The following is a 20,554-nucleotide window of genomic DNA, read 5'->3' on the forward strand; positions in this document are numbered from 1 at the left end:
GAGCCTGACGACAACATAAACCAAGAGATTTCAAATGCTTTCAACACAATTTAACAGGGATAATCAATATCAAGCCATCACCAAACCGTCACTACTTGCCGGTTGCATAGCACTGGCACTATTACCTTCTGCCGCTTTTGCTGCACCAGCCACTGAAGAAACGGTGATTGTTGAGGGTTCAGCCACAGCTCCAGATGATGGCGAAAATGATTACAGCGTAACGTCTACCTCTGCGGGTACCAAAATGCAGATGACTCAACGTGATATTCCTCAGTCGGTCACTATTGTTAGCCAGCAGCGGATGGAAGATCAGCAGTTACAAACGCTGGGCGAAGTGATGGAAAACACGCTGGGGATCAGCAAAAGTCAGGCGGATTCCGATCGTGCTCTTTATTATTCCCGCGGATTCCAGATCGATAACTATATGGTTGATGGTATCCCCACCTATTTTGAATCGCGCTGGAATCTGGGCGACGCACTTTCTGATATGGCACTGTTTGAACGCGTAGAAGTAGTGCGTGGCGCGACAGGACTCATGACCGGGACGGGTAATCCATCTGCGGCAATTAATATGGTTCGAAAACACGCGACCAGTCGTGAATTTAAAGGCGATGTCTCGGCGGAATACGGTAGCTGGAACAAAGAACGGTATGTGGCGGATTTACAAAGCCCACTCACCGAAGACGGTAAAATCCGCGCGCGAATTGTCGGCGGCTACCAGAATAACGACTCATGGCTGGACCGCTACAATAGTGAAAAGACCTTCTTCTCGGGCATTGTCGATGCTGATTTAGGCGATCTTACGACGCTTTCAGCCGGTTACGAATATCAGCGCATTGATGTTAATAGCCCAACCTAGGGCGGTTTACCGCGCTGGAATACTGATGGCAGCAGCAACAGTTACGATCGCGCACGCAGTACCGCACCTGACTGGGCGTACAACGATAAAGAGATCAACAAGGTCTTTATGACCCTGAAGCAGCGGTTTGCTGATACCTGGCAAGCGACACTGAATGCCACCCACTCTGAAGTCGAATTTGACAGCAAAATGATGTATGTCGATGCCTATGTAAACAAAGCGGATGGTATGCTGGTTGGGCCATACAGTAATTATGGACCTGGCTTTGATCATGTCGGCGGCACCGGTTGGAACAGTGGCAAACGTAAAGTTGATGCGCTGGATTTGTTCGCTGACGGTAGTTATGAATTGTTTGGTCGTCAGCACAATCTAATGTTTGGTGGCAGTTACAGCAAACAAAACAATCGTTACTTCAGTTCATGGGCCAACATCTTCCCGGATGAAATTGGCAGTTTCTACAACTTTAATGGCAATTTCCCACAAACCGACTGGTCACCACAGAGCCTGGCGCAGGACGATACCACACATATGAAATCGTTATATGCTGCCACTCGTGTCACCCTTGCCGATCCGCTGCATCTGATCCTCGGCGCACGTTATACCAACTGGCGGGTTGATACGCTGACTTACAGCATGGAGAAAAACCACACCACGCCTTACGCTGGTCTGGTGTTTGACATCAATGACAACTGGTCGACCTACGCCAGCTATACCTCTATTTTCCAGCCGCAAAATGATCGTGACAGTTCAGGCAAATATCTGGCTCCAATCACCGGTAACAACTACGAGCTGGGTCTGAAATCGGACTGGATGAATAGCCGTCTGACCACCACGTTAGCCATCTTCCGTATTGAGCAGGATAATGTCGCTCAGTCCACCGGTACACCTATCCCCGGCAGCAACGGCGAAACCGCCTATAAAGCGGTGGATGGGACAGTCAGTAAAGGGGTGGAATTTGAACTCAACGGCGCAATTACCGACAACTGGCAGCTGACATTTGGCGCAACGCGCTATCTTGCAGAGGATAACGAAGGAAACGCCGTTAATCCTAATCTGCCACGCACCACGGTTAAAATGTTCACCAGCTATCGGTTGCCTGTCATGCCAGAGTTGACAGTCGGCGGTGGTGTTAACTGGCAAAATCGCGTGTATACCGACACCGTGACACCGTATGGCACCTTCCGCGCCGAGCAAGGTAGCTACGCGCTGGTGGATCTCTTCACCCGCTACCAGGTGACGAAAAACTTCTCGTTACAGGGGAACGTCAATAACCTGTTCGACAAAACCTACGATACCAACATGGAAGGTTCTATCGTCTACGGCGCACCGCGTAATTTCAGCATTACCGGCACGTATCAATTCTGAATAACACCTGTAAAAAAGGCAGCCATCTGGCTGCCTTAGTCTCCCCAACGTCTTACGGATTAGTGGTTACGGATGTACTCATCCATCTCGGTTTTCAGGTTATCGGATTTAGTACCGAAAATCGCCTGAACACCAGAACCAGCAACCACTACGCCCGCTGCGCCCAGTTTCTTCAGGCCAGCCTGATCCACTTTAGACACATCAGCAACGCTGACGCGCAGACGGGTAATACATGCGTCGAGGTTAGTAATGTTTTCTTTACCACCAAATGCAGCAACCAGAGCCGGTGCCATTTCGCTGGTACCTGTTGCTTTTGCATCTTCAGTCGCGTCTTCACGACCCGGCGTTTTCAGATCCAGTGCTTTAATCAGCACGCGGAAGATGGTGTAGTAAACAATCGCATAACCGATACCGACGATCGGGAACAGCCACAGTTTGCTGCTGTTACCAGACAGAACGATGAAGTCGATCAGACCGTGCGAGAACGACGTACCGTCACGCATTCCCAGAAGAATACAGATTGGGAATGCCAGGCCTGCCAGAATCGCGTGGATGATGTACAGGATCGGCGCAACGAACATGAAGAAGAACTCGATCGGCTCGGTGATACCGGTCAGGAACGAGGTCAGCGCCGCGGAGATCATAATACCGCCCACTTTCGCGCGGTTTTCTGGTTTAGCAGAGTGCCAGATAGCAATTGCGGCAGCTGGCAGACCGTACATTTTGAACAGGAAGCCACCAGACAGTTTACCCGCAGTCGGGTCACCCGCCATATAACGCGGAATGTCGCCGTGGAAAACCTGACCTGCTGCGTTGGTGTATTCACCAATCTGCATCTGGAAAGGTACGTTCCAGATGTGGTGCAGACCAAACGGTACCAGACAACGTTCGATGAAACCGTAAATGCCAAACGCAACTACCGGGTTCTGGTAAGCAGCCCACTGAGAGAAGGTCTGGATTGCAGAACCAATCGGCGGCCAAATGAAGGACAGCACAACGCCAGTAAAGATGGCAGCCAGGCCAGAAATGATCGGCACAAAGCGTTTACCGGCAAAGAAGCCAAGATACTCAGGCAGCTTAATACGGTAGAAACGGTTAAACATGTACGCTGCAATCGCACCGGAGATAATCCCTCCGAGTACGCCAGTATCCGCCAAGTGTTTAGAGGCGATTTCTTCAGCAGGTAAATGCAGTACCAGTGGCGCAACCACGGCCATGGTTTTAACCATGATGCCATAGGCAACAACTGCGGCCAGCGCGGATACGCCATCGTTATTGGTAAAGCCGAGGGCGACACCGATCGCAAAAATCAGTGGCATGTTTGCAAAGACGGAACCGCCTGCTTCTGCCATAACATGCGATACAACGGCGGGCAGCCAGCTGAAATTCGCGGAACCGACGCCCAGCAGAATACCTGCGATAGGTAGTACGGATACCGGCAGCATCAGCGATTTACCGACCTTTTGCAGGTTAGCAAATGCATTCTTAAACATAATTGAGAGTGCTCCTGAGTATAGGTGCTTTTTTTACGTTCTCACGCGTGGCAAGGGGGGAGAGCCTCGCCGTGTACAGGGCATCTAAGCGCCCTTTATTTATTACACAGAGTAAAATAATTCAGTGCCAATTTGTTTGACGGCTATCACGTTTCAACTTCAGATCATTGGAGAAGTTGCACATTTTGACAAAACATATGTCACAATATTTCAAACGCGGTTATTCACCGCCCAATTTTCGGCGGTGAACTTTACTCGTTTTAGCCATTAATTACGAGCTTTAAAAAAACTCATTCAACGGATGGATTGAAGGCGGGAAGCGTCGATGTGAAACAGACGGGCGAAGTTATCGGTGGTTACCTGCGCCAGTTCTTCAACGGCAACACCTTTCAACACAGCCATGTATTCTGCAACGTCACGAACCATCGCAGGTTGATTCTCTTTTCCTCGATGCGGTACCGGCGCAAGGTAAGGTGAGTCAGTTTCCACCAGTAATCGATCCAGGGGGACATAACGCGCAGCATCGCACAGTTGCTCCGCATTACGGAAGGTCACAATGCCGGAAAAGGAGATGTAAAATCCGAGATCCAGTAATTTACCCGCCGTTTCTCTGTCCTCTGTAAAACAGTGTAGTACGCCACCGCAATCCGTCACTTTTTCTTCGCGCAGAATTGCCAGCGTATCGGCACGGGCGTCACGGGTATGGACGATAACCGGCTTGTTCAGTTCACGACCAATCTGGATATGATGGATGAAGGACTCTTGCTGACGTACTTTAGTTTCCGGTGTGTAATAATAATCCAGCCCGGTTTCACCCAGCGCTACAACACCCTCTTCTGCCGCCAGACGGCGTAAATCTTCTACATCGTAGGGATCATTCTGGTTGAGTGGATGCACGCCACAAGAAAATACGACGTTGTCACGTTCGCCTACCAGATCCCGCATATGTAAATAACCCGGTAATGTTGTGGCGACTGCCAGACAAAATTTCACATCGCGTGCGGCGGCTTTCGCCAGAACGTCATCCACGTCCTTATGCAAAGATTCATAATCCAGACCATCGAGATGGCAGTGTGAGTCGACTAAAAACATGATGTCTCTCTTAAAGATGAGGAACCGGTAGCACAACGCCCGGTTGCAGGTAATGCTCAATACGCAGTAAAAGATCGGTGATGAGAAGCTCGCGGTTGATGCCTGTGACAGACATTAACTGTTCACGAATGTGGCAAACATCCCCCAGTATAGCCTGCAGGCGCGAGGGAGAAAGATGGTTTGCCAGTTCGGCGACCAGGCCCGGCACATCAACATTGGTCACCAGCGCAGCGCCATGATGGCGTTTTAGCGCATCCATCAGCAACGTTGCCACCCAGTGTAAACGCGCCGGAGCTTGTTCATGATTAAGGGCCGCCAGCAGCGAATACCAGTCGCCCGATGGCACGCTATATGCCAACGCCTGACACAATGTTTCACGAGCCTGCCAGTTATCTCCCTGAAACAACGCCAGTGCCGCGCCAGGCGAACCGGCGCTTAAGCGCAATGCGGCAAGTAATGCATCCTGTGACATTGTCACTTCGCGTGAAAGCCAAGTCACGGCGTACTGTTCTGGAGGCGGCGCAAGGTAATGTAACCGACAACGACTACGTAATGTTGCCAGTAAACGTTCAGGCTCGCGGGTAGCCAGGAAAAACCAGGTTTCTGCTGGTGGCTCTTCAAGCGTTTTCAGCAATGCGTTAGCCGCGGCGTCGGTCAGTAAGGCAGCATCGGTTACCCAGACAACTTTCGCACCACCTAGGCGTGCGTGCTCATTCAGCTTTTCGGTGACCTCACGTACCGCATCAATGCCCAGCGTATTTTTCCCTTTTTCGGGAGCCAGGGTGTAGTAATCGGGATGCGTGCCAGCCTGCATCAACTGACATCCACGACAGTGACCGCAACTTTTGTGGCCCTGCGGTTGTTGGCAGAGTAAATAACGGCTCAGGGCGTAGATTAAAGCATCATCGCCCATGCCCGGTAACGCCTGAATGAGTAGCGCATGGTGACCTCTTCCGGCCTGATAGCTGGCTACCAGTTTTTCGAAATCAGGTCGTAACCATGGATACCATCTCATGCGTCCAACTCCTTCACCCAGTGGGTCACGGTAGTGCGGATTGCATCCATCACGGCCTCCAGCGGCTGGGTGGCATCAATGGTATGAATACTTTTATCTTGTGCAGCCAGTTCCAGATAGCGGGCGCGGGTGCGATTAAAGAAATCGAAAGACTCTTGCTCAATACGATCCAGCTCGCCGCGCGCACGCGCGCGTTTTAAGCCAACTTCCGGGGTAACATCGAGATAGAGCGTTAAGTCGGGGCGAAAATCCCCGAGAACAGCATCACGCAGTGTTGCCAGCATATGTTGGTCAATACCACGTCCTCCGCCCTGATACGCCTGAGTGGAGAGATCGTGGCGATCGCCAATCACCCAGGTGCCGTTAGCCAGCGCAGGTTTGATGACCGTTTCTACCAGTTGAACGCGCGCGGCATAAAACATCAGAACTTCGGCTTTATCGGTAATGACTTCATCGCCTACCGATTTGATATCCAGCACCAGGCTTCTTAACTTTTCGGCAAGTTGCGTACCGCCAGGTTCCCGAGTGAAAACCATGTCGCGGATACCCAGTTGCTCGAGCGTCTCAACCACCACATTACGCGCGGTAGTTTTGCCTGCGCCTTCCAGCCCCTCAATGACGATATACTTACTGCGCATTTTTTTCCTTAAGCACTTTCAGATAATCCTGCACAGACTTGTTATGACTGGCAAGATTGGTATTAAACGTGTGACCACCTTTACCATCGGCCACAAAATAGAGATACGGCGTTTTTGCCGGATGCGCAGCAGCCTTCAGCGAATCCGCCCCCGGCGTAGCTATCGCACCCGGCGGCAAACCGGTAATGGTATAGGTGTTATACGCTGTCGGCGTTTCCAGGTCTGCACGAGAAAGTTTGCCATTATAACGCTCTCCCATCCCGTAAATCACGGTTGGGTCGGTCTGCAGGCGCATACCAATGCGTAAACGGTTGATAAATACCGAGGCAACCTGATCGCGTTCACTGGCAACGGCGGTTTCTTTTTCGATAATTGATGCCATCGTCACCAGCTGATTTTTATCTTTATAAGGCAGACCGTCCGCACGCCCTTCCCAGGCGCTATCGACCGCTTTCACCATTTTCTTGTGAGCTCGCTTGAGTAACGCGACATCGGTGGTATTGGCGGTATACATCAAGGTGTCTGGCCAGAACCAACCTTCAATCCACTCCGGGTTTTCCAGTTCAAGTGCCTGCGCTACGGTGGCGTACTTATCGTCACTCAGCGTGTGCTTGATATACGGAGCCTCACGCAATTGCTTGAGGTAGTCGCTCAGACGCATCCCTTCTACCAGTCGCAGCGGGAACTGTGCTTCTTTACCGCTTTCCAACAATTTCAGCATCTCGCGCACGGTCATCTGCGGTGTAAAGCGGTAAGTCCCGGCTTTAAAGTGAGAAAGATCCGGTTCGATACGCAGCAGCCATTGAAAAACCCGTGGGCGATTGATGATCTTATCAGCATAAAGCTGTTCACCGAGCGCCAGACGTCCGGTCCCTGGCTTCAGGGTAAATATCGTCTCTTCTTTGATAAGCAATTTGCTGTCGGCAAGATGGCGAACCTTCCAGACGCCCACACCAGCGGCGATACCCAGTACCACCAGCAATAACAAGATAATCAATAACACTTTTTTCATGACTAATTCGGGCGCTCACAAAGTGGGGCTAAATATTCATATAACGTTGCTGACGAAAAGGTGACATCGCCACAGGCACGTACGGGCATCACTGGCATTAACGCATTACAAATAACCATCTCATCTGCCTGCAACGCCTCCTCCAGCGAGGCTTGCACTTCGACAAGCTGATAAGAGGATTGTGCCAGTAAACGGATACAGAATTGTCGCATAATGCCGTTAACACCTGCCTGATCCAGTCGCGGCGTATAAACTACATTGCCCTTCCGCCAGAACAAATTAGCCGCACAGCATTCCGTAACCCACCCTTCGCTGTCAAGGACCAGCGCCTCATCAGCGTTTGTCTGCTCAAGATGAGAGCGAATCAATACTTGCTCAAGCCGATTAAGATGTTTAATACCTGCAAGATGAGGATTGCGCCCCAGCCGCACCGGGCTTAGCGCCAACGTCATCCCTTCGTTACGCAAACGGTCGTAATGTGCAGGATAAGCCGTAACGGAGAGAATCCGCGTTGCTGGTCCGCTGTTCAATGTGCTGTACCCTCGCCCGCCACTACCGCGACTGATCACGACTTTCAGCACACCATTTTGCTGTTCTGCTGCCAGCGTTTTCATCTCTTGTTCAAGCTGAGGCCAGAAGTCACAGGAAATCATCAACCGCTGACAAGCATCCTGTAGTCGCTGGATATGCGCCGATAACAAACTGACTTTACCGTCGATAACTCTGGCGGTGGTAAAACAACCATCACCAAACTGCGTTGCCCGATCGCTTACTGCCAGCGATTCCTGCTTATAACCGTTAATTAAGAACATACCGGCTCCTTATCAGAGAATTGTTAGTGTGGCAGCATGTTCACTACGGAACAAGTCGGAATAAAAGCTAAGAAAAAAGGCCCGCAAGCGGACCTTTTATATGGGTGGAAAATGACAACTTAGATCTTTTTAAAGATCAAAGAACCATTAGTGCCACCGAAGCCGAAGGAGTTACACAGCGTGTATTCCATTCCGCTGACCTGACGTGCTTCATGCGGTACGAAATCCAGATCGCAACCTTCATCCGGGTTATCCAGGTTGATGGTTGGCGGAACAGCCTGATCGCGCAGCGCCAGGATGGAGTAGATAGATTCTACTGCACCCGCCGCACCTAACAGGTGACCGGTCATAGATTTCGTGGAGCTTACCAACACACGGCTTGCAGCTTCACCGAAGATGGTTTTCACCGCCTGCGCTTCAGCTTTATCGCCAGCCGGCGTAGAAGTACCGTGCGCGTTAACGTAGCCAATCTGACTCGCTTCAATGCCTGCATCACGCAGAGCATTTGCCATTGCCAGAGCTGCGCCTGCGCCATTTTCTGGCGGTGACGTCATATGATAAGCATCGCTGCTCATACCAAAGCCGACGAGTTCAGCGTAAATTTTCGCACCGCGTTTTTTCGCGTGTTCGTACTCTTCAAGTACCAGCATACCGGCACCATCGCCCAGTACGAAGCCATCACGCTCTTTATCCCACGGGCGGCTCGCCGCTTGCGGGTTATCATTGCGGGTAGATAATGCACGTGCCGCGCCAAAACCACCAACGCCCAGCGGCGTACTGGCTTTCTCTGCGCCACCTGCAACCATCACGTCAGCATCGCCATACGCGATAATACGCGCAGCATGGCCAATGTTGTGCACGCCGGAAGTACAGGCGGTCGCGATAGAGATGCTTGGGCCACGCAGGCCATACATGATAGTCAGATGACCTGCCACCATGTTCACAATCGTTGACGGAACGAAGAATGGGCTGATCTTACGTGGACCACCGTTCATCAGAGATGTGTGGTTTTCTTCGATCAGTCCGAGGCCGCCAATCCCGGAGCCAATTGCGGCACCAATGCGGGTTGCGTTCTCTTCCGTTATTTCAAGGCCAGAATCCTGCATGGCCTGAACGCCAGCGACAATTCCATATTGAATGAAGGCATCCATCTTGCGCTGTTCTTTGCGCGAGATAATGTCCTCACAGTTAAAATCCTTTACTAAGCCAGCAAATTTCGTTGCATAGGCGCTAGTATCGAAATGGTCGATTAGGCTGATGCCACTCTGACCGGCAAGCAGAGCTTTCCAGGTAGACTCTACGGTATTGCCGACAGGAGACAACATGCCCAGTCCGGTCACAACTACACGACGCTTAGACACGTTTGTCCTCCAAGGAGGGAAAAATGATTCTAGTGGGACAAAAAGATAAAACTCAGGCGGTCGAACGACCGCCTGGAGATGTTCACTTACGCCTGGTGGCCGTTGATGTAATCAATGGCAGCCTGAACGGTGGTGATTTTCTCAGCTTCTTCGTCCGGAATCTCAGTATCAAACTCTTCTTCCAGAGCCATTACCAGCTCAACGGTGTCAAGAGAATCCGCGCCCAGGTCTTCAACGAAAGAAGCATTGTTGGTAACTTCTTCCTGCTTAACGCCCAGCTGTTCGCCGATAATTTTCTTAACGCGTTCTTCGATAGTGCTCATACTCTTAAATTTCCTATCAAAACTCGCTTTCGCGATGGTTTTCGTAGTGTATAAAATGTTGAAAAATTTGCAACTAAATCCCGGCAGGTCTTACCACGATTTTACGTTATTTTGAGGCCTTACCCCCCAATAACGCAAATCATTTTGCACTAATTATTACTCATAACCACGCAGACTGCGCGCAACATGAGCATTTTGTGCAAATCGCGGTCAGACCATGTACATCCCGCCGTTCACATGCAAAGTTTCACCCGTGATGTAAGCTGCTTCGTCGGATGCCAGGAATGCAACCGCGTTGGCGATTTCCTGTGCGCCGCCGAGGCGACCCGCAGGAACCTGCGCCAGGATACCCGCACGCTGGTCATCGCTCAGCGCACGTGTCATGTCCGTTTCAATAAAGCCCGGAGCAACAACGTTTACAGTAATACCGCGTGACGCAACTTCGCGCGCCAGTGATTTACTGAAGCCGATCAAGCCCGCTTTCGCCGCAGCGTAGTTGGCCTGACCGCCATTTCCCATGGTACCAACCACAGAACCGATAGTGATAATACGACCATGACGCTTTTTCATCATAGCGCGCATTACCGCTTTTGACAGACGGAAAACAGATGAAAGGTTAGTTTCGATAATATCGTTCCACTCTTCATCTTTCATTCGCATTAACAGGTTATCACGAGTGATACCGGCATTATTGACCAGGATATCCACTTCACCAAATTCTGCGCGAATTTTTTCCAGAACAGATTCGATAGATGCCGGGTCGGTCACATTCAACATCAGACCTTTGCCGTTGGCACCTAAATAATCACTGATCGCCTGAGAGCCATTTTCACTGGTCGCAGTGCCAATAACTTTCGCGCCACGGGCTGCGAGCGTTTCAGCAATTGCGCGGCCAATTCCGCGGCTTGCACCGGTTACCAGTGCGATTTTTCCTTCAAAATTCATGATTTTCCTCTTTTAAAGCTCGAGCGCCGCTGCCATCGCTGAAGGTTCGTTCAGCGCCGAGGCGGTCAGGGTGTCGACAATGCGTTTCGTCAGGCCAGTAAGCACCTTGCCCGGGCCGACTTCATAGAGATGTTCTACGCCTTGCGCTGCCATGTACTCAACAGACTTCGTCCACTGAACCGGGTTATACAACTGACGTACCAGTGCGTCACGGATGGCATCACCATTGGTTTCGCATTTCACATCAACGTTATTCACAACAGAAACTGTTGGTGCGTTAAAGGTGATTTTCGCTAATTCTACTGCCAGTTTGTCGGCTGCTGGTTTCATCAGCGCACAGTGAGACGGTACGCTCACTGGTAACGGCAGCGCGCGTTTTGCGCCAGCAGCTTTACAGGCAGCGCCAGCACGCTCAACCGCTTCTTTATGACCGGCAATAACCACCTGTCCCGGAGAGTTAAAGTTTACCGGAGAAACGACCTGACCTTCTGCAGCTTCTTCACACGCTTTCGCAATAGACGCATCATCCAGACCGATGATTGCCGCCATAGCGCCCGTGCCTTCCGGTACGGCTTCTTGCATGAACTTACCGCGCATCTCAACCAAACGCACCGCATCAGCGAAATCAATCACGCCAGCGCAAACCAGCGCGGAGTATTCCCCCAGGCTGTGACCGGCCATCATTGCCGGTGCTTTACCGCCCTGCTGCTGCCATACGCGATACAGCGCAACAGATGCAGTCAACAGCGCTGGCTGGGTTTGCCAGGTTTTATTCAGTTCTTCAGCTGGCCCCTGCTGGGTCAGCGCCCACAGGTCGTAGCCCAGCGCCGCAGAAGCTTCAGCAAACGTTTCTTCGACAATTGGATAGCTCGCCGCCATATCAGCCAGCATTCCAACGGTTTGAGAACCCTGTCCAGGGAACACAAATGCAAATTGCGTCATGTTTTAATCCTTATCCTAGAAACGAACCAGCGCGGAGCCCCAAGTGAATCCACCGCCAAAGGCTTCAAGCAGAACCAACTGCCCCGGCTTAATGCGCCCGTCGCGTACAGCTTCATCCAGCGCGCACGGGACAGAGGCCGCAGAGGTATTACCGTGGCGATCCAGCGTCACCACGACATTGTCCATCGACATACCGAGTTTTTTCGCCGTTGCACTGATAATACGCAGGTTAGCCTGATGCGGAACCAGCCAGTCCAGTTGAGAACGGTCAAGATTATTCGCCGCCAGCGTCTCATCAACGATGTGCGCCAGTTCCGTTACCGCAACCTTGAAGACTTCGTTGCCCGCCATCGTCAGATGAATTGAATTCTCTGGATTCACGCGGTCGGCGTTTGGCAACGTCAGCAATTCACCATAACTACCGTCGGCATGCAGATGGGTGGAAATGATTCCCGGCTCTTCAGAGGCAGCCAGCACCGCAGCGCCCGCGCCATCGCCAAAAATAATAATAGTCCCACGATCTGTTGGATCGCAGGTGCGCGCCAGTACATCGGAACCGACGACCAGAGCATACTTCACCGCCCCAGATTTCACGTATTGATCGGCTACGCTTAATGCATAGGTGAAACCTGCGCAGGCTGCTGCAACGTCAAATGCCGGGCAACCTTTAATGCCCAACATGCTTTGAATCTGACAAGCTGCGCTCGGGAAAGCGTGCGTAGCAGAAGTCGTTGCCACAACGATCAGGCCAATCTGGTCTTTCTCAATGCCCGCCATCTCAATTGCGCGTGTCGCCGCTTCAAAGCCCATGGTTGAAACGGTTTCGTTTGGCGCGGCAATGTGGCGTTCGCGGATACCGGTACGAGTGACAATCCACTCGTCAGAGGTGTCCACCATTTTTTCCAAATCGGCGTTTGTCCGCACTTGTTCGGGCAGATAGCTGCCAGTACCAATAATCTTCGTATACATGTACGCTCAGTCACTTTTCGGTTATATACCGTCACTTGCAAACTGCGAGTTCGCTGGCAGCGTCCTGCTACCGCAGAGTTCCGCTTTTGCCACCGTCCAGCAGCTCAAAACCAGCTGGGTATACAGATTCCAGGCGAGCGGCAATTCGCTGAGGAACTTGTCGCTGCACCGCCTGCACTGCCTGTTCAATCGCGACCGCAAAAGCTCGCTGATTGGCTGCACCATGACTTTTTATCACCGTGCCGCGCAATCCTAACAGACAGGCGCCGTTATACTGGTCGGGGTTGAGGTGACTGAATCGCCTCGTCAGGCTCTTTTGTAGCCAACGCTTTAATAACAGTAGCCACCACGACCGTTTTTTCCCTTCACCCTGAGATTTCAGCAGAGAAAGGAACATCCTGACAACACCTTCCATCGTCTTTAACGTGACATTTCCTGTAAAGCCGTCACAAACCAGCACATCTGTCTTGCCAGTTAACAACTCATTGGCTTCAAGATAGCCGATATAATTGATAGAAGGGATTGTTTTAAGCACCGCTGAGGCATCCCGAATACTGTCAAGACCCTTTACTTCTTCTTCACCAATATTGAGCAACGCCACGCGAGGATTGGGAATTTCCACCACCTCTTCAGCCAGAACTGAGCCCATAATGGCAAATTGCACCAACATTGTGCTGTCACAATCGACGTTGGCCCCTAAATCGAGGACCACCGTTTTGCCCTTTTGCTGATGTGGTAATACCGTCACCAGCGCCGGACGCTCAATCCCCTCCAGGGGCTTGAGTAATAATTTTGCCAGCCCCATCAGTGCCCCGGTATTACCGGCACTGACACAGGCTTGCGCTCGACCTTCTTTCACCAGCTCCAGGGCCATACGCATTGAACTCCCACGACTGGCGCGGATAGCTTGCGAAGGCCGGGCATCACTGGCGATAACTGACTGCGCAGGAATAATCTGCAGACGCGAACGTTGTTCAAAGTCAGCTTTAGCAAGTAATGGCGTGATGGCGTCGGGATTGCCGACTAAAAGAAGAGTGAGTTGCGAATTAGAATTCAGTGCCTGCAATGCTGCAGGCACTGTCACGGAAGGGCCAAAATCCCCTCCCATGACATCTAACGCCAGGGTTAGACGTGTCAAGGTATCGTCGCCGCCCGGTTTGGTCTTTCCCCAGTTGCCTGGGGAAAATCCTCACTAAGCTTCATCACGCAGACGCGTGATTACTTAGCGATGACCTTGCGGCCGCGGTAGTAACCGTCGGCAGTGATGTGGTGACGCAGGTGTTTTTCACCAGAAGTTTTGTCTACAGACAGGCTGGTGACTGCGGTCAGCGCGTCATGGGAACGACGCATGCCACGTTTGGAACGGGTTGGTTTATTCTGTTGTACGGCCATGGACCTTACTCCTCAATTACGGTTTATCCCCGATCCAACGGGGAGCACCAATTACTTACGCTTTAAGCTGGCTAATACGGCAAATGGGTTTGGCTTTTGCACTTCTTCAGGCAGTTCACCAAAGACCATATCCGCTTCGGACACTTCACAGTGTTCAGAATCATGCACCGGAACTACCGGCAAGGCGAGGATGATTTCATCTTCAACCATTGCAAGCAGATCGATTTCACCGAATTCGTTAACCTCAATCGGTTCATACGCTTCCGGCAGTGCTTCAGCCTGTTCGTCTGAACGCACAGGACTAAAACAATACGTTGTGTAGACCTGATGAGTAAACGGCTTCCCGCAACGCTGACACTCGAGCGTTACCGTCACCTTCGCATCGCCGTTTAACACTGCGAGACGTTGGTTATCGATAGCGAACGACATGGAGCATTCCACATCACTGTCCACACTGACTACGGATTCGGCGACGCGCTCAACCTGATCAGGGGTATAGATACCCTGGTAATCAAGGCGTTTTTGAGCCGTACGAACCGGATCGAGAGTCAGGGGGAATTTTACCTTTTGCATAGGGCGCGCATATTAACTTTGTAACGTCATAGAGTCAAAGAAAAAGGCAGCCTGTGGTTGCCTTTTGCCAATAATTCGCACACATTGCGGGTTACTGCTTTATTTTCGTTCAGTGCTGATAACGAACATCAACCTGCAAAACGAAGCGCATAGTTTAAAATGGCTATCATCAATACGCTATATCTGATGGAAAAAAATATGCCTAAACTTATTTTAGCCTCCACCTCGCCATGGCGTCGCGCTCTTCTGGAAAAACTGCAAATCTCTTTTGAATGTGCAGCACCTGAGGTCGACGAAACCCCACGCAGCGACGAATCACCGCGACAGTTGGTGCTTCGACTGGCACAAGAAAAAGCGCAATCTCTGGCGTCACGTTATCCGGATCATTTAATTATTGGTTCAGACCAGGTATGTGTTCTTGATGGCGAAATCACCGGTAAACCGTTAACGGAAGAAAATGCCCGTCTGCAATTACGCAAAGCCAGCGGCAATATCGTCACCTTCTATACTGGACTGGCGTTGTTTAATTCGGCGAATGGGCATCTACAAACAGAAGTGGAGCCTTTTGACGTCCATTTCCGTCACCTAAGCGAGGCGGAGATTGATAATTACGTGCGTAAGGAGCATCCCCTGCACTGCGCGGGTAGCTTTAAGAGTGAAGGATTTGGCATTACGCTGTTTGAGCGTTTAGAGGGACGTGACCCTAACACGCTGGTTGGTTTACCGCTAATCGCGCTGTGTCAGATGTTACGTCGGGAAGGGAAAAACCCGCTGATGGGATAGTTGTTTGCGCCGGATGCGGTTACGTCGCATCCGGCAATCGGTGCAGGCGGCCTGATGCGGCGTAAACGCCTTATCAGGCCAACCGCCCATTATCAGGCTTATATGCTTGTATTAGCGCGCGTTACGCAGTTTTTGCAAACAACGCTTCAAACCTTCATCCATCGGCGCTTCGATACGCATCACCTCACCGGTCCCCGGATGGGTAAACTTCAACGCTGCGGCGTGCAGGAACAGACGATTTAATCCCGTGCCTGCTTCAGTGAGCTGTCTGTCAAATTCACGGTCACCGTAGCGATCGTCAAAGGCAATCGGATGACCCGCATACTGTGTATGCACACGGATCTGATGAGTACGTCCGGTTACCGGGCTACAACGCACCAGGGTGGCAAATGCATAGCGTTCTTCCACTTTAAAGCGTGTTTCCGACGGTTTGCCTTCCTGACTGACACGCACGATACGTTCGCCGCTTTGCAGAATATTTTTCAATAACGGCGCTTGAACGCTCTTCACATGCGACTGCCACTGACCGCGCACCAGCGCCAGGTAATCTTTTTGCATTCCTTTTTCACGTAATTGCTCATGCAGAGAACGCAACGCCGAGCGTTTTTTCGCTACCAGCAACACACCTGAAGTGTCCCGGTCGAGACGATGAACCAGTTCAAGGAACCGCGCTTCCGGGCGCAACGCCCGCAAACCTTCGATAACGCCGAAGCTTAAACCACTGCCGCCATGTACCGCCGTACCGGAAGGTTTATTCAGCACCAGGATATGATCATCTTCATATAAGATGACGTCCGCCAGCGCCGCCACCTTTTGCAGATGTGGCGAAACCGCCTCTTCTTCCCGCTCAGCAACGCGAACCGGTGGGATACGCACCTCATCACCCGCTTCGAGTTTATATTCAGGCTTAATACGTTTTTTGTTCACCCGCACTTCACCTTTACGCAAAATACGGTAAATCATACTTTTTGGTACGCCTTTCAATTGGGTACGCAAAAAGTTATCGATACGTTGCCCCGCTTCGTCAGCGGTGATAGCAACAATTTTTACGGATGGAGTCTCTGTTTTCATGGTGGGCGATTCTAATTAGCCAACAGGATTCGCGCCACTCATTTTTCTATGCTTATATTTAGTTTTGCACCTTATTACTTCACTACGTGATCACTTTATTGATGGTTATTAAACCAATCACCAGCAAGAAGTGAAAAAACTGTGAGTAAGCGGGTGATAAATGGTAAAAGTCATCTTGCTATAACAAGGCTTGCAGTGGAATAATGAGGCCGTTTCCGTGTCCATCCTTGTTAAAACAAGAAATTTTACGGAATAACCCATTTTGCCCGACCGATCATCCACGCAGCAATGGCGTAAGACGTATTGATCTTTCAGGCAGTTAGCGGGCTGCGGGTTGCAGTCCTTACCGGTAGATGGAAATATTTCTGGAGAGTAATACCCAGTCTGTTTCTTTGATAATTGCGCTGTTTTTCCGCATGAAAAACGGGCAACCGACACTCTGCGCCTCTTTGAGCTGACGATAACCGTGAGGTTGGCGACGCGACTAGACACGAGGCCATCGGTTCACACCCGGAAAGGCGTTACTTTGCCCGCAGCTTAGTCGTCAATGTAAGAATAATGAGTAAGTTACGATGAAAAGAATGTTAATCAACGCAACTCAGCAGGAAGAGTTGCGCGTTGCCCTTGTAGATGGGCAGCGTCTGTATGACCTAGATATCGAAAGTCCAGGGCACGAGCAGAAAAAGGCAAACATCTACAAAGGTAAAATCACCCGCATTGAACCGAGTCTGGAAGCTGCTTTTGTTGATTACGGCGCTGAACGTCACGGTTTCCTCCCACTAAAAGAAATTGCCCGCGAATATTTCCCTGCTAACTACAGTGCTCATGGTCGTCCCAACATTAAAGATGTGTTGCGTGAAGGTCAGGAAGTCATTGTTCAGATCGATAAAGAAGAGCGCGGCAACAAAGGCGCGGCATTAACCACCTTTATCAGTCTGGCGGGTAGCTATCTGGTTCTGATGCCAAATAACCCGCGCGCAGGTGGCATTTCTCGCCGTATCGAAGGCGATGACCGTACCGAATTAAAAGAAGCACTGGCAAGCCTTGAACTGCCGGAAGGCATGGGGCTTATCGTGCGCACCGCTGGCGTAGGCAAATCTGCTGAGGCGCTGCAATGGGATTTAAGCTTCCGCCTGAAACACTGGGAAGCCATCAAAAAAGCCGCTGAAAGCCGCCCGGCTCCGTTCCTGATTCATCAGGAGAGCAACGTAATCGTTCGCGCCTTCCGCGATTATTTACGTCAGGATATCGGCGAAATCCTTATCGATAACCCGAAAGTCCTCGAACTGGCACGTCAGCATATCGCTGCATTAGGTCGCCCGGATTTCAGCAGCAAAATCAAACTGTACACCGGCGAGATCCCGCTGTTCAGCCACTACCAGATCGAGTCGCAGATCGAGTCCGCCTTCCAGCGTGAAGTCCGTCTGCCATCCGGTGGTTCCATTGTTATCGACAGCACCGAAGCGTTAACAGCCATCGACATCAACTCCGCACGCGCGACCCGCGGCGGCGATATCGAAGAAACTGCGTTTAACACCAACCTCGAAGCCGCCGATGAGATTGCTCGTCAGCTGCGCCTGCGTGACCTCGGCGGCCTGATTGTTATCGACTTCATCGACATGACGCCAGTACGCCACCAGCGTGCGGTAGAAAACCGTCTGCGTGAAGCGGTGCGTCAGGACCGTGCGCGTATTCAAATCAGCCATATTTCTCGCTTTGGCCTGCTGGAAATGTCCCGCCAGCGCCTGAGCCCATCACTGGGTGAATCCAGCCATCACGTCTGCCCGCGCTGCTCCGGTACCGGTACCGTGCGTGACAACGAATCGCTGTCGCTCTCTATTCTGCGTTTGATCGAAGAAGAAGCGCTGAAAGAGAACACCCAGGAAGTTCACGCCATTGTTCCTGTGCCAATCGCTTCTTATCTGCTGAATGAAAAACGTTCTGCGGTGAATGCGATTGAAACGCGTCAGGACGGTGTTCGCTGCGTGATTGTGCCAAACGATCAGATGGAAACCCCGCACTACCACGTGTTGCGCGTGCGCAAAGGGGAAGAAACGCCGACCTTAAGCTACATGCTGCCGAAGCTGCATGAAGAAGCGATGGCGCTGCCGTCTGAAGAAGAGTTCGCTGAACGTAAGCGTCCTGAACAACCTGCACTGGCAACCTTTGCCATGCCGGATGTGCCGCCAGCGCCAACCCCAGCTGAACCTGCCGCGACTGTCGTAGCCCCAGCACCGAAAGCTGCAACGGCAACACCAGCAGCTCCTGCACAACCTGGGCTGTTAAGCCGCTTCTTCGGCGCACTGAAAGCGCTGTTCAGCGGTGGTGAAGAAGCCAAACCGACCGAGCAACCAACACCGAAAGCAGAAGCGAAACCGGAACGTCAACAGGATCGTCGCAAACCTCGTCAGAGCAACCGCCGTGACCGTAATGAGCGCCGCGACACCCGTAGTGAACGTACTGAAGGCAGCGATAATCGCGAAGAAAACCGTCGTAATCGTCGCCAGGCACAGCAGCAAACTGCCGAGACGCGTGAGAGCCGTCAGCAGGCTGAGGTAACGGAAAAAGCACGTACCACCGACGAGCAGCAAGCGCCGCGTCGTGAACGTAGCCGCCGCCGTAACGATGATAAACGTCAGGCGCAACAAGAAGCGAAGGCGCTGAATGTTGAAGAGCAATCTGTTCAGGAAACCGAACAGGAAGAACGTGTACGTCCGGTTCAGCCGCGTCGTAAACAGCGTCAGCTCAATCAGAAAGTGCGTTACGAGCAAAGCGTAGCCGAAGAAGCGGTAGTCGCACCGGTGGTTGAAGAAACTGCCGCTGCCGAACCAATTGTTCAGGAAGCTCCAGCTCCACGCACAGAACTGGTGAAAGTCCCGCTGCCAGTCGTAGCGCAAACTGCACCAGAACAGCAAGAAGAGAACAATGCTGATAACCGTGACAACGGTGGCATGCCGCGTCGTTCTCGCCGCTCGCCTCGTCACCTGCGCGTGAGTGGTCAGCGTCGTCGTCGCTATCGTGACGAGCGTTATCCAACCCAGTCGCCAATGCCGTTGACCGTAGCGTGCGCGTCTCCGGAACTGGCCTCTGGCAAAGTCTGGATCCGCTATCCAATTGTACGTCCGCAAGATGTACAAGTTGAAGAGCAGCGCGAACAGGAAGAAGTACAAGTGCAGCCGATGGTGACTGAGGTCCCTGTCGCCGCCGCTGTCGAACCTGTTGTTAGCGCGCCAGTTGTTGAAGAAATGGCTGAAGTCGTAGAAGCCCCCGTACCGGTTGCCGAACCGCAACCGGAAGTGGTTGAAACGACGCATCCTGAAGTGATTGCCGCCGCGGTAACTGAACAGCCGCAGGTGATTACCGAGTCTGATGTTGCCGTAGCCCAGGAAGTCGCAGAACACGCAGAACCGGTGGTTGAACCGCAGGAAGAGACGGCAGATATTGAAGAAGTTGCCGAAACTGCTGAGGTTGTGGTTGCTGAACCTGAAGTTGTTGCTCAACCTGCCGCGCCAGTCGTCGCTGAAGTCGCAGCAGAAGTTGAAACGGTAGCCGCGGTTGAACCAGAGATCACCGTTGAGCATAACCACGCTACCGCGCCAATGACGCGCGCTCCGGCACCGGAATATGTTCCGGAGGCACCGCGTCACAGTGACTGGCAGCGCCCTACTTTTGCCTTCGAAGGTAAAGGTGCCGCAGGTGGTCATACGGCAACGCATCATGCCTCTGCCGCTCCTGCGCGTCCGCAACCTGTTGAGTAATAATTAGCTCAAAGTAATCAAGCCCTGGTAACTGCCAGGGCTTTTTTATTTCATGTTTGAATCAACATATTAAAATTCATCAAATGGCATCCTTGCTAACCAACAATGCAAAATAGGCAAAAAAAATGCCCGCCCCGGCGATCCCAGAGCG

General features: G+C 51.7%; 17 protein-coding genes and 1 pseudogene. 3 read left to right on the forward strand and 15 right to left on the reverse strand.

Annotated elements, in window-relative coordinates:
* Positions 1 to 34 precede the first annotated feature (34 nt).
* Positions 35 to 2,224 (forward strand): annotated as a pseudogene (gene fhuE, locus ACUU1I_RS02005) (ferric-rhodotorulic acid/ferric-coprogen receptor FhuE).
* Positions 2,225 to 2,283: 59 nt separating this feature from the next.
* Here fhuE and ptsG read toward each other — a convergent pair.
* The 14 genes from ptsG to yceD all read right to left on the reverse strand — a co-directional run bounded on the left by ptsG (position 2,284) and on the right by yceD (position 14,791).
* The gene (gene ptsG, locus ACUU1I_RS02010; protein ID WP_000475710.1) at positions 2,284 to 3,717 is read right to left on the reverse strand and encodes a PTS glucose transporter subunit IIBC; all 1,434 of its coding nucleotides are present in this window, start codon (positions 3,715 to 3,717) and stop codon (positions 2,284 to 2,286) included.
* Between the two features lie 294 nt (positions 3,718 to 4,011).
* Positions 4,012 to 4,809, reverse strand: coding sequence for a metal-dependent hydrolase (locus ACUU1I_RS02015; RefSeq protein WP_000480243.1), 798 nt, complete (start codon positions 4,807 to 4,809; stop codon positions 4,012 to 4,014).
* 10 nt (positions 4,810 to 4,819) lie between these two features.
* The gene (gene holB / locus ACUU1I_RS02020) at positions 4,820 to 5,824 is read right to left on the reverse strand and encodes a DNA polymerase III subunit delta' (RefSeq protein ID WP_001267946.1); all 1,005 of its coding nucleotides are present in this window, start codon (positions 5,822 to 5,824) and stop codon (positions 4,820 to 4,822) included.
* Positions 5,821 to 6,462, reverse strand: a complete 642-nt coding sequence (gene tmk, locus ACUU1I_RS02025) for a dTMP kinase (protein WP_001257000.1) — start codon at positions 6,460 to 6,462, stop codon at positions 5,821 to 5,823. Before tmk ends, holB begins: the two co-directional genes overlap by 4 nt.
* Positions 6,452 to 7,474 carry a cell division protein YceG gene (gene yceG, locus ACUU1I_RS02030; protein ID WP_000756820.1) on the reverse strand — a complete coding sequence of 341 codons (1,023 nt, stop codon included), beginning with the start codon at positions 7,472 to 7,474 and terminating at the stop codon, positions 6,452 to 6,454. Before yceG ends, tmk begins: the two co-directional genes overlap by 11 nt.
* 2 nt (positions 7,475 to 7,476) lie before the next feature.
* Positions 7,477 to 8,286, reverse strand: a complete 810-nt coding sequence (pabC, locus tag ACUU1I_RS02035; RefSeq protein WP_000478708.1) for an aminodeoxychorismate lyase — start codon at positions 8,284 to 8,286, stop codon at positions 7,477 to 7,479.
* Positions 8,287 to 8,405: 119 nt separating this feature from the next.
* Positions 8,406 to 9,647, reverse strand: coding sequence for a beta-ketoacyl-ACP synthase II (gene fabF, locus ACUU1I_RS02040; protein WP_000044679.1), 1,242 nt, complete (start codon positions 9,645 to 9,647; stop codon positions 8,406 to 8,408).
* An 86-nt stretch (positions 9,648 to 9,733) separates the two neighbouring features.
* Entirely contained in the window at positions 9,734 to 9,970 is a 237-nt protein-coding gene (gene acpP, locus ACUU1I_RS02045) for an acyl carrier protein (RefSeq protein WP_000103754.1), read from the reverse strand.
* 210 nt (positions 9,971 to 10,180) lie between these two features.
* Entirely contained in the window at positions 10,181 to 10,915 is a 735-nt protein-coding gene (gene fabG, locus ACUU1I_RS02050; RefSeq protein WP_001008541.1) for a 3-oxoacyl-ACP reductase FabG, read from the reverse strand.
* Positions 10,916 to 10,927: 12 nt separating this feature from the next.
* Positions 10,928 to 11,857 (reverse strand): ACP S-malonyltransferase, encoded by a 930-nt coding sequence (gene fabD / locus ACUU1I_RS02055; RefSeq protein WP_000191374.1) that lies wholly within the window; start codon positions 11,855 to 11,857, stop codon positions 10,928 to 10,930.
* Between the two features lie 15 nt (positions 11,858 to 11,872).
* The gene (gene fabH, locus ACUU1I_RS02060) at positions 11,873 to 12,826 is read right to left on the reverse strand and encodes a beta-ketoacyl-ACP synthase III (protein ID WP_000288132.1); all 954 of its coding nucleotides are present in this window, start codon (positions 12,824 to 12,826) and stop codon (positions 11,873 to 11,875) included.
* A 67-nt stretch (positions 12,827 to 12,893) separates the two neighbouring features.
* Positions 12,894 to 13,964 (reverse strand): phosphate acyltransferase PlsX, encoded by a 1,071-nt coding sequence (gene plsX / locus ACUU1I_RS02065; RefSeq protein WP_000197568.1) that lies wholly within the window; start codon positions 13,962 to 13,964, stop codon positions 12,894 to 12,896.
* A gap of 80 nt (positions 13,965 to 14,044) precedes the next feature.
* Entirely contained in the window at positions 14,045 to 14,218 is a 174-nt protein-coding gene (gene rpmF, locus ACUU1I_RS02070; protein WP_000290727.1) for a 50S ribosomal protein L32, read from the reverse strand.
* A 51-nt stretch (positions 14,219 to 14,269) separates the two neighbouring features.
* On the reverse strand, positions 14,270 to 14,791 hold the full coding sequence (gene yceD / locus ACUU1I_RS02075; RefSeq protein ID WP_001174439.1) for a 23S rRNA accumulation protein YceD: 522 nt from the start codon (positions 14,789 to 14,791) through the stop codon (positions 14,270 to 14,272).
* A gap of 198 nt (positions 14,792 to 14,989) precedes the next feature.
* Between yceD and yceF the strand changes: the two genes are divergently transcribed.
* Positions 14,990 to 15,574 carry a 7-methyl-GTP pyrophosphatase gene (gene yceF, locus ACUU1I_RS02080; protein ID WP_001125202.1) on the forward strand — a complete coding sequence of 195 codons (585 nt, stop codon included), beginning with the start codon at positions 14,990 to 14,992 and terminating at the stop codon, positions 15,572 to 15,574.
* A 111-nt stretch (positions 15,575 to 15,685) separates the two neighbouring features.
* On the opposite strand, the gene rluC is transcribed toward yceF, so the two are convergent.
* Positions 15,686 to 16,645 (reverse strand): 23S rRNA pseudouridine(955/2504/2580) synthase RluC, encoded by a 960-nt coding sequence (rluC, locus tag ACUU1I_RS02085; RefSeq protein ID WP_000846343.1) that lies wholly within the window; start codon positions 16,643 to 16,645, stop codon positions 15,686 to 15,688.
* Positions 16,646 to 17,217: 572 nt separating this feature from the next.
* On the opposite strand from rluC, the gene rne reads away from it, so the two are divergent.
* Entirely contained in the window at positions 17,218 to 20,403 is a 3,186-nt protein-coding gene (gene rne / locus ACUU1I_RS02090) for a ribonuclease E (protein WP_000827422.1), read from the forward strand.
* Positions 20,404 to 20,554 lie beyond the last annotated feature (151 nt).

The sequence above is a fragment of the Shigella sp. SIG3 genome (assembly GCF_053555855.1).

Excerpts from the sequence above, each read along its gene's own strand:
- ptsG (WP_000475710.1), bottom strand. The coding sequence starts at position 3,717 with ATGTTTAAGAATGCATTTGCTAACCTGCAAAAGGTCGGTAAATCGCTG.
- ACUU1I_RS02015 (WP_000480243.1), bottom strand. The coding sequence starts at position 4,809 with ATGTTTTTAGTCGACTCACACTGCCATCTCGATGGTCTGGATTATGAA.
- holB (WP_001267946.1), bottom strand. The coding sequence starts at position 5,824 with ATGAGATGGTATCCATGGTTACGACCTGATTTCGAAAAACTGGTAGCC.
- tmk (WP_001257000.1), bottom strand. The coding sequence starts at position 6,462 with ATGCGCAGTAAGTATATCGTCATTGAGGGGCTGGAAGGCGCAGGCAAA.
- yceG (WP_000756820.1), bottom strand. The coding sequence starts at position 7,474 with ATGAAAAAAGTGTTATTGATTATCTTGTTATTGCTGGTGGTACTGGGT.
- pabC (WP_000478708.1), bottom strand. The coding sequence starts at position 8,286 with ATGTTCTTAATTAACGGTTATAAGCAGGAATCGCTGGCAGTAAGCGAT.
- acpP (WP_000103754.1), bottom strand. The coding sequence starts at position 9,970 with ATGAGCACTATCGAAGAACGCGTTAAGAAAATTATCGGCGAACAGCTG.
- fabG (WP_001008541.1), bottom strand. The coding sequence starts at position 10,915 with ATGAATTTTGAAGGAAAAATCGCACTGGTAACCGGTGCAAGCCGCGGA.
- fabD (WP_000191374.1), bottom strand. The coding sequence starts at position 11,857 with ATGACGCAATTTGCATTTGTGTTCCCTGGACAGGGTTCTCAAACCGTT.
- fabH (WP_000288132.1), bottom strand. The coding sequence starts at position 12,826 with ATGTATACGAAGATTATTGGTACTGGCAGCTATCTGCCCGAACAAGTG.
- rpmF (WP_000290727.1), bottom strand. The coding sequence starts at position 14,218 with ATGGCCGTACAACAGAATAAACCAACCCGTTCCAAACGTGGCATGCGT.
- yceD (WP_001174439.1), bottom strand. The coding sequence starts at position 14,791 with ATGCAAAAGGTAAAATTCCCCCTGACTCTCGATCCGGTTCGTACGGCT.
- yceF (WP_001125202.1), top strand. The coding sequence starts at position 14,990 with ATGCCTAAACTTATTTTAGCCTCCACCTCGCCATGGCGTCGCGCTCTT.
- rluC (WP_000846343.1), bottom strand. The coding sequence starts at position 16,645 with ATGAAAACAGAGACTCCATCCGTAAAAATTGTTGCTATCACCGCTGAC.
- rne (WP_000827422.1), top strand. The coding sequence starts at position 17,218 with ATGAAAAGAATGTTAATCAACGCAACTCAGCAGGAAGAGTTGCGCGTT.